Below are 9,770 nucleotides of genomic sequence, written 5' to 3' on the forward strand. Positions count from 1 at the left end.
CGTGCCCGCACAGGTCTACTTCCACCCTGGCCAGCACTCATATTCTGTGGGAAACCGGCCGCCTCAAGACCGACCAGGAGGCCCGCTTCCACACCCGTAGCGGCCTGCTGTCAGCCAGGCATGACGGCGCGTGGATCTACCTGGACTTCCCCGCCCTGCCCTGTGAAGAGCTGTTACCGCCGCCTGAAGGGCTAGGGAAAGCACTGGGCGTAGAACCCACTTACGTCGGGCAGAACCGGCTCGATCTGCTGGTAGCCGTGAATACGGCCCGCGAAGTTCGAGATTTGCAGCCGGATTTTAACCAATTGCGGAGCGTTGATACCCGGGGGGTCATTGTTACGGCCCCTTCCGACCAGCCGGAATACGACTTTATCTCCCGGGCCTTCTTCCCCGCGCTCGGGATCGACGAAGACCCCGTCACCGGATCGGCCCACACCTGCCTGGGACCTTATTGGAGTGCGCGCCTGGACAAAACCAGGCTGGTGGGCTACCAGGCTTCGACGCGGGGAGGGGTCGTAAAAGTGGAAATCAAAGGCAACCGGGTCATCCTCGGCGGCCAGGCTGTGACGGTGATGCGGATAAAGCTATTATAGTTAAGTCTAAGTATCTGGGAAGACACTAAGAGATAATACTATGGGAAAGGAATACCAGCCTCCTTCCTCTCCTTGGGGAGAGGACTGAGGTGAGGGGGTTGCTGCCCGCTTTCCCCTCATCCTAATCTTCTCCCCTATTAGAAAGAACCTATTAATTGACTTAAAACACTTCTATACCCCGCCACTACCCGGCATCACGGCTTCTCCCCCAACACCAGCTCGCCTGACAAGCCCCACATTGCCATGGCCTTGATATCCCGGATCTGGAATCCGGTTGCTTCCACCGCCCGGCGAACATAAATCGGCCGGCAGTCAACATATCGGGGCCATTTCCGGTGTGCCCACTCGTACAGCCGCTCCATCCAGCCCGGCGGCTCCCCCTTAGCCATGGCCACCACGGAAAACCGCCCGCCGCGGCGCAGAACCCGCCGAATCTCACCCAGTACTACCGGAATCTCCGGGGTATCGAATAGCTCCAGGGTGAAACTCATGAAAATGGCATCGAAGGATTCATCAGCGTAGGGTAAACGGGCGGCATCGCCGCAGCTCAGCGCCACGCGCTCCGATACGACCGCAGCCTGCAATCTGGACCGGGCTACGTCACACATACCCTCAGATAAATCGATACCGTATACCTGCCCACTATCACCCACTGCCTGCGCCAGGGCCAACAGGCAATGACCGGTGCCAAAACCGATCTCCAGGACGGTCTCACCTTCCCGAGCCGCCAGCATCTCCAGGCCAGCTTCGCGGTACTTGCGCTCAAAACGACCCGCCAGAAGGTCGTACCATCGGCTCAGCTTATTATAGCTGGCCCGGGCCTGGGCCCTGGAGCGGGTGACCCGGCTGATGTGGGTCTCATTCCCGGGCATGTTCCATCCTCTCCAGCGCCGCCAGCCGCCGGGTGATCGACGGGTGGCTGTGAAACAGCAACTCCACCAGGGGATGGGGATCACGGTCGGCCAGGTTGAGCTCCGCCAACCGCTCTAGAGCGCCCTCGAGCGAAGCCGAGGGGCTCTCGAAGGACGTCGTCCTGGAGCCTGCACTGCCCAGCAGTCGGACCGCATAGCGGTCGGCGGCAAACTCGTGGCGCCGGGAATAGCCGTTAGATAGGGGACCGGTCACGAAGCCGTAGATGCTCAGCAGCAGAACCAGCCAGGGCAGGGTCACCAGGGCGGCCACTTCTCCACCCGACAATCCGGTATGAATGCGCGCTACGATATACAATCCTGCAAAAGTGAGCACCATCCCCAGGGCCATGCCTTTCCAGATGTGCTTCAGGCGAAAGTGAGCCAGCTCATGGGCCAACACCGCCAGGATCTCATCTTCAGGAAACCGGTCCAGCAGCGTATCAGCCAGGAGCACCCGCCTGGCCTTGCCGAAGCCGGTAAAAGCCGCATTGGCCTTCTTCGTGGTCTTACTCAGATTGAAGCGATACACCCCCGCCACATCCAGCCCCGCGGACCGGCAGAGCTCCTCTACGCTCCGCTTCAGAAGGCTGTCTCCGGCCAGGGGCTCAAACTTGTAAAACAGGGGGAAAATCAAGACCGGGGCCAACCGGCCGAGGACCACCGCGAACAGGAATACCACCCCTCCCACCGGCAGCCACCAGCCGGCACCGAAGATACGCAGGCAGGCATAGAAGATCAGCGCCAGCGGCAATCCCAGAGCACAGCCCACCAGCAGGCCCTTCAGCCGCTCCCAGGCCCAGGCTGCCAGGGTCTGGTTGGACAGGACGTAGCGGTGTTCCACCACATAGCTGCTGGTAAGGGAAAGCGGCAGGGCGAAAACCTGAGAAATCAGGCCTGCCGCAATGCCAAATAGAAGAAAGTGGATATAGGGATTGGCACTCACACTGGTCAGTCCCACCAACCAGGCGGCCAGAGGGGTCAGCACCAGCAGCAGAAGGTAGGCCCACTCCAACCCGGTGGAGACCAGGGAGAGGATCAACTTGACGCGGTGGTACTGCTTGGATGGTTCAGCCGCGAGCAAGCCTATCATGCCGCCTCTTCCTCTCCATACCGCCGGAGAAACGCCCGGGACCAGGCTTGGAAGCTCCCTTCCCGAATGGCGGCCCGCATGTCGGCCATCAGGGCCAGGTAGAAGCGCAGGTTGTGGGCCGTGGCCAGGCGCAGGCCCAGGACTTCTCCCGTGTGAAACAGGTGACTCAGGTAGGCCCGCTCAAACTGGGCACATAATGGACAATCACAATCCGCTTGCACTGGCTTACGTTCCAGGCGGTACCGCGCATTGCGGATGTTGAGGGTGCCATAGGGGGTAAAAAGCTGGCCGTTGCGGGCATTGCGGGTAGGTAGCACACAGTCAAACATGTCCATGCCGGCTGCCACGGCCCGTACCAGATCCGCCGGCGTTCCAACTCCCATCAGGTACCGCGGCTTGCCCCTGGGAAGCAGCTCGTCGATCAGCTCCAGGGTGGCAAATAGGGCCTCACTGGGTTCTCCAACCGCCAGTCCCCCGACGGCATAGGCGGGGGCACCCAGCTCCAGAAGCTCCTCGACGCTCCGGCGGCGCAGCTGGGGATCGGTGCCTCCCTGAACGATAAGAAAAAGGGCCTGCGCTCGATTCTCCCCCGTCGCTGTGGCCTGGAAATGATCCCGGCTTCGGCGGGCCCAAACGGTCGTGCGCGTCACGGCCTCTTCCACTAACCGCCAGGGCGCATCACCGGGTGGACATTCATCCAGAGCCATGACGAAATCCGAACCCAGACCGCGCTGAATGTCGATGATTCGTTCGGGTGTAAAACGGTGGGTGGAACCATCCAGATGGCTCTGGAAAGTCACCCCATCGTTATCCACCGTGCGCAGCGAGGCCAGACTGAACACCTGGTAACCTCCGGAATCGGAGAGGAGGGGACCATTCCAGCCCATGAAGCGGTGCAGCCCGCCATATTGTGTGATGAGCTCCATACCAGGGCGCAGAAAGAGGTGATAAGTATTGCTCAGAATGATTTGAGCCCCCAGCTCCTGCACTTCGCGCGGCGCCAGCGTCTTCACGACACCGTGAGTTCCGATGGGCATGAAGCAGGGAGTCTCAATGCTACCCCGGGCCAGTCTGATAAGACCCTCACGCGCCGACGTTCGCGGATCTTCGGCAGTGATCGTGAAAGGTAACTGGTTATTCATGGAGAGCCGGGGGTGATAGCTTCACGAAACCCAAAGCTCCCAACGCCTGACAGTCTTTTGCAAGAAAATCGGTTGCTTAGAAATCAGTACCGATGGTCAGATACCAATGATGGGGGTCTTTCTCGAAGGATTTATACTCCCAGGCATAGTCCAGCTGGAAGGGCAGGCCAAATAGGACAAAGCGGGGACCCCATCCATAAGTCACTACTCGTTGCTGGCCATCATAGGGACTATGCCACACCGTGCCGGCATCTATGAAAAAAACTCCGCCCAGCTGTCCGAGCATCCGGAGCGCGGGGAAATAATAGATGAGAAATGGAAACCTGAATTCCAGGTTTGTCATTACAGCCCTGGTGCCCACCATCTCCATCAGCTGCGTCCCGCGCAGCGGGGTAACATATTCGGAGAAGTAGATGGTTTTGAGCTGGTTGGGGTCCAGTCCCATGGGGTCCTGTTTATAGCGCCCACTATAGTACCCCTCCCGCTCGGAGCTGAAGAGCCATGGCAGTCCGCCCACCAGAAAGTTTTGGGCATCTTCGCCATAACTGGCCCCTCCGGTCAGCCGGAAGGCGACGCTGGTGCCGCCGAAAGCACGGAAATAGCGCCGGAAGTCGAAAATGAGCGTCTGAAAGGAAATGCTGTTCTTGCCCCGCTTGGGGCTCAGACTCATATCAATGCTGGTACGCCAGCCATTCACCGGATGGAGATAGTCCCACTCGGCGTTGTCCCAGACATATCCCACCCGGGGAATTATAGTTGCTAGCCTATCGGTTGCATACTCCCGCATAATATAGTCAGGATACAGAACAAACAGCGTATGCTCAACCATGTTGGCGGTCAGACCTATATCAAAGCGGCGGAAGCGATTGAAAGGCAAGGACGCCGTCACGTCAATCCCATAGTGGCGCAACCGCCCACCCCCACCATAGGTAGGATAGAAATACGCCGTATGAAACAGCGTGAAGTAATAGTTGGTTCGGAATGGAAGCAGGTGATAAGTAATAAAATAATCCGAGTTCTCTAAGGAAATCTGCATCTCTGTAGCTATGGAAATCCGGTGATTGCCCAGCATGTCGGTGAACATGAACTGGGTCATCCCCTGAAAACTATAAAGCGTGCTGTAGCCAGCGTAGCTCTGGACCAGATCCAGAGTGAACCTGGTCTTATAGGGATAAACGCGATATTCACCCTTATCGTCCTTGTAGGCCTGCTCATCCAACTTAACCTGCAGCAAAGAGTCCTCCTGCTCCACGGCGAAGGCCCCTGGAGTGTCCAGCCCGAAGACGTAATTCTCATAGCTCCCCTCTACTCTTGAATAACTGGGCTCCCGGTCAACGTTAACCAGGACCTCCGCCGGGGCGATAGTATCGGTCTTCAGATAGTTTGATAGGAGAACGTCTTTCGGCTGCCCCCAGAGCTCCAGAGGATTGTGGATGCGGTAGATATCATATCCCGAACGCTCGAATCCGGTGAAGTACAGCCGACTGTCGTCCCGGGCCATGTTGAGGTCGCTGATACCGGTTAAGACGTTGGTCACCGCCCGCTCCTCACCGGTCTCGAGGTCCAGCATGTAAATGTTCTCAATGCCTGAGCGATCACTGGTATAATAGAGGTAAGGCGCGGTATGGGCATAGACCGGGTTATTCTCCCTGCTGGGATTGTCAGTGATGCGGCGGAGGTCGGATCCGTCCCGGTTAATCGTAAAAATGTCCAGCTGATCGAGGTCATAACCGTACATCTGGAAGCCGGGTTTTATTGATGATAGAGCAGTACCATCTAGCGGATGGAACCTCAACTGGAAGTCGTAGGCGCTGCCCTCCTGGTCAAACCGGTGAGGCGGGTAGTCCCCGCGATCGGAGCTGAAGGCGAGCGTGGCCCCATCAGGCGACCAGACCGGATTGAATTCACTGAAGTGGTCCCGGGTAAGGTTGGTCACCTGGCCCGTGTCGAGATCCAGCAAGTAGATGTCACTGCTGGTCCCATTGTTGCCCACCAGCGCAATGACATTGCTATCTGGACTCCAGGTGGCCATGAAGATACCTTCAAGGCCGGTGGGGTATTTCTCCACCTTCTTCGTTTTGATATCCACAACATAGAGCATTTCCTTGCTGGCGGCCTTGGCAGCAAAAGCCGCCTTCTTTCCATTAGGAGACCAGGTGATCCCCGGCTTGAGAAGGTGCAGCTCCTCGAACTCGGCAGTGGTGCCTCCCTGGATCAGACGCTTCAGAAAACGGCCATCCGTGGCTGAGATCAGAACAATCTCCATAATACCGTGGTTGTTCCTCATGATAGCCAACTTGCTACCATCAGGTGAAATGGAGGGTGCAATGTTGTAAACGTTCTCCAGCTTCTCATGGTCAGTGACCGGGTGGGCGAAATCTTTGATCCGCTCCCGACCCGTCACGTCGGGCCAGTACTGCTTCTTAAGGTAATCCTTCCACCGCTCCGATAACGTCTCATAATTGGTGCCAATGGCAGCCTCAACACCCCGCTCCACATTGCCGCTCATTTTGATCCGGCTGAAAAACTCCGCAATGGTCTCCTCACCATATTTTGCCGTGATATAACGCCATAGCGATTGCCCGCCGCGGTAAGCGTATAGGCCAGTCAATTGCTGGATCGGTGGGATATCACCATGCAAGGCTAAGTCCCGCATATACATATCCGAATTGGCATCCCAGCCGCTCGCCAGATATTCCGCCAGACCTTCACTCATCCAATCGGGGATGTAGTAGCGTATCCGACCACTGATAATAGACTGGATATTGCCGCCGTAGATCATGTCATTGAGTATGGCGTGAACCAGCTCGTGTCGGATAACGTGCCGGAAATCAGCGTAACTGCCTTCAAAGGGAACCACCACTCGATTTTTCAGCAGCTCCGTGACGCCACCAATCCCCTCATACATGTAGCTGAAGGTAACGTTGGTCTGCTGGAAGTCGGCGTGGGAACGGTATACCATGATGGAGACACGCTTCTGAATCTGCCAGTTCAGACGATCGGAAAACTGGCGATAAGCCTCGTTCGCGATCTCAGAAGTGAACTCGGCCAGCTCCAGGTCATCTCCGTAGAAGTAGATGTCAAAGTAGGGCGACTGAATATATTGCCAGTCATACTGGTCATACTGGACGATATTCTGCCCAAACTGGGCGGCCAGAGGAGTCGCCAGAAAAACCAGCATCGAGAAGGATAATATGCGTACGTAACCGCTCACAATTCCCTAAACGCTCCGCTCTGTTGAAAGTTCTCTACTCACCATGTCAGCTATTTGACACTATCGACAGTAAAAAGGTTAATGTTCACGAACCCGGCGCAGCTTCCTATAGGCCGTAATCCTGATAAAGTACTACCGCCCTGTTCGCACGGGCACTGATTAAAGATAACCTAAAAGACGGCTCTATGCAAGCCGGGGCCAGAATCAGGCAATTTTTTAGTAAGATGCTAATTCCTATCAGGAAAGATATCTCATCGTTAGCAAGGGCTGGGATATACAGTAGTACGTTATCAAAATGCCGTCAAGGTATTATCTATCTGCTCCCCACAGGTTAACTTGGTTTTCCTAATATTGCGTTGCCTCTCCGACGGGCAGCGCCTAATTTCACTCCCAATGACCACCCCGGCTTATTTTATATCCGATGTCCATCTCACGCTGAATGATGGCGAGCGGGAACGCGAAAAACGTCGCTACCTGTTTCAGTTTTTTGATATGGTCCGCGGGACCGGGGGGACACTGTTTATCGTGGGTGACTTTTTCGACTTCTGGTTCGAGTATAAGCATGTCATACCGAAACGCTACTTCGACGTGATCAGCCAGCTGCACCAGCTGCGGGTGGCTGGCATTGACATCCATTTCATCGTGGGCAATCATGATTACTGGATCAATGACTTTCTCAGCTCATCCCTTGGCATGCATGTCTACCCAGCCGAGGCAGAAGTGGAAATTGATGGTCGGCGAATACTTATAACTCATGGCGACGGTCTGTTGGCTAAGGACACCGGCTACCGGTTGTTGCGCAAATTCCTCCGCAACCGGACTATCGTTTTCCTCTATCGGTGGTTCCATCCGGATCTGGGTATCGCCCTGGCCCAGTCCGCTTCACGGCTAAGTCGCAAATACAACCAGCCGGAGGACCAGAAGCAGTCCGTGTTCGATGAACTCTCCCGGTACGCCCGCAATCGCTGGGCGGATGGGTGGGACGTGGTGGTCATGGGCCATTACCATCTGGATCACTTGCATACCAATCACGATGGCAAGATCTTCCTCTGCCTGGGGGACTGGATTTCTCAATATTCCTATGCCAAATTATCCCAGGGCCAGCTAACTCTGGAATCCTGGCCTACGTGAGGTGGCTATGTTGAACTTGTACCATCCAAAGAGTCTCTTTTCCAGAACCAAGCCGACGGCAGGAGGCATTCCTTACTATATCTTGCTGATCGTACTGGCCTTTTGCCTGACTGGATGCGCCCTGTTTCGCCGCGCTAGAGATGAAGTCGACGTGGAAAAACTGCGCCTCCAGTACCAGAAGGGAAAGATGGGGGCCCTGCTGGAGATCATTACCATTTATGAGGATCCTGAACAGGCCCTGAGTGTCCGGATCGCCGCGGCCCGGGCCCTGGGAGAGAGCCGGCATCCCAAAGCGGTAGACGCCCTGGCCCGCACCGTAAGCAACGCCGAGGCCCTGGACATCGACATGATGCTGGCCTCTATTGAAGTGCTGGCCCAGATTCCCAGTAACGCCAGCGCCCGCGCACTGACCCAGGCCCTATCAACCACCGACGCCAAGCTGGACTCGCTGCGCTCCGCCCTGATTAACGGGCTGGAAACCATCGGCTCCGAGGACTACATCCACACCCTGATCGATCTGTACCAGGCCAGCCGGGAAAGCCATCTGCGCATGCAGCGGATGCTTACCCGGGCTCTGGGGAGCATCGGCGATGAGAAGGCCATTCCGGTATTGATGAACATCGCCGCCGACCCTGAGGTGGAGCTCGCCACCCGCAGTGCAGCTATCGAGTTGCTGGCCGAGAAACGCACCCCTGAGGTCATTGCCATGTTCGCTAATATGCTGGGCGATCCCGGCACCAATATGCAACTACGTGATTTCGCCCTCCGGGCCATGGGTGACATCAAGGAGGAGCGCCTGGTGCTGGCCTTACTGGAGACCTACCAGCTCGGCCGGCAGGAGTACTACTCCCTGCTCAATACGCTCCTCACCGCCCTGGGGGAATTCGACGATCCGGCAATCAAGCCCACCATGCTGGAAATCGCCCTTTCCGAAGACTTTCCCCTGAGTTTCCGCAAACGAGCCATCACAAATCTGGCCAACTTTAATGATCCCACCGTCCTGGACCCGGTCATTGCGCTGCTGGAAGATCCCGAGAATTACCACCTGCGGGAGGAGATTTCCACGCTCACTGAGGCCCTCCTGCCCGGGGCGGAGGGACGGGAGCTGTTGCGCCGAGCGGCCCTCAAAGCAGCCAAAACGTGGGAGGGCGAACAATGAGCACCACCGCGACCAGACCCGCTTTTATGATCTCCCTTGGTTTGGCCTTGATGATCCCGATCCTGGTGTGGGGACAGCAGGAACAGGCCGGAGATACCGTAGCGACTCTGCCGCGCAAAACCACTCGCCGCATCACCTACAAGGATTTCTACGACCTCCAGACCAGCGTGGATGACCTGCGCCGCCAGATGAACCAGCTGCGGGTGGACGTGGAAGCCTATAAGAGCCGGGAAATGACCCCGGAGGTCTATCGCAGCATCCTGCGACGCATCCAGCCGCCCAAGCTGACCCACGAGGTAGTCATGACCAACGGCACCGTCGTGCGCGGCAACATCATCGCCGAGAATATCGATGAGCTTACCATCGCAACCACCCTGGGCAACCTCACCCTGGACAAGTCCAACATCCGCAGCATCCAGGACATCGCCGAGCTCAAGCCGAAGATCGAGTTCGTGGGCGACGCTAAGGGGCAGAACTCCGCCGCCCACCGGATCTACACGGGGACGGTGCGCAACGCCGGCATCAGCCGC

General features: G+C 57.0%; 8 protein-coding genes. 4 read left to right on the plus strand and 4 right to left on the minus strand.

Annotated elements, in window-relative coordinates; all coding sequences use genetic code 11:
- A partial coding sequence (locus ACETWG_08765) for a PhzF family phenazine biosynthesis protein (GenBank protein MFB0516683.1) occupies positions 1-593 on the plus strand: 593 nt, incomplete at its 5' end.
- Between the two features lie 194 nt (positions 594-787).
- Here ACETWG_08765 and ACETWG_08770 read toward each other — a convergent pair.
- The 4 genes from ACETWG_08770 to ACETWG_08785 all read right to left on the minus strand — a co-directional run bounded on the left by ACETWG_08770 (position 788) and on the right by ACETWG_08785 (position 6,950).
- Positions 788-1,465 (minus strand): class I SAM-dependent methyltransferase, encoded by a 678-nt coding sequence (locus tag ACETWG_08770; protein MFB0516684.1) that lies wholly within the window; start codon positions 1,463-1,465, stop codon positions 788-790.
- Entirely contained in the window at positions 1,452-2,594 is a 1,143-nt protein-coding gene (locus ACETWG_08775; GenBank protein MFB0516685.1) for a M48 family metallopeptidase, read from the minus strand. The genes ACETWG_08770 and ACETWG_08775 overlap by 14 nt, the downstream gene beginning before the upstream one ends.
- A complete protein-coding gene (tgt, locus tag ACETWG_08780) occupies positions 2,591-3,736 on the minus strand; it encodes a tRNA guanosine(34) transglycosylase Tgt (GenBank protein MFB0516686.1) in 1,146 nt (381 codons plus the stop codon). The genes ACETWG_08775 and tgt overlap by 4 nt, the downstream gene beginning before the upstream one ends.
- A gap of 76 nt (positions 3,737-3,812) precedes the next feature.
- On the minus strand, positions 3,813-6,950 hold the full coding sequence (locus ACETWG_08785) for a DPP IV N-terminal domain-containing protein (protein MFB0516687.1): 3,138 nt from the start codon (positions 6,948-6,950) through the stop codon (positions 3,813-3,815).
- Between the two features lie 393 nt (positions 6,951-7,343).
- On the opposite strand from ACETWG_08785, the gene ACETWG_08790 reads away from it, so the two are divergent.
- The 3 genes from ACETWG_08790 to ACETWG_08800 all read left to right on the plus strand — a co-directional run.
- Positions 7,344-8,081, plus strand: a complete 738-nt coding sequence (locus ACETWG_08790) for a UDP-2,3-diacylglucosamine diphosphatase (protein MFB0516688.1) — start codon at positions 7,344-7,346, stop codon at positions 8,079-8,081.
- A gap of 7 nt (positions 8,082-8,088) precedes the next feature.
- Positions 8,089-9,240, plus strand: coding sequence for a HEAT repeat domain-containing protein (locus ACETWG_08795; protein ID MFB0516689.1), 1,152 nt, complete (start codon positions 8,089-8,091; stop codon positions 9,238-9,240).
- On the plus strand, positions 9,237-9,770 hold a 534-nt coding region (locus ACETWG_08800; protein ID MFB0516690.1), incomplete at its 3' end, for a hypothetical protein. The genes ACETWG_08795 and ACETWG_08800, both read left to right, overlap by 4 nt.

Source organism: Candidatus Neomarinimicrobiota bacterium (genome assembly GCA_041862535.1).
Classification (GTDB): domain Bacteria; phylum Fidelibacterota; class Marinisomatia; order SCGC-AAA003-L08; family TS1B11.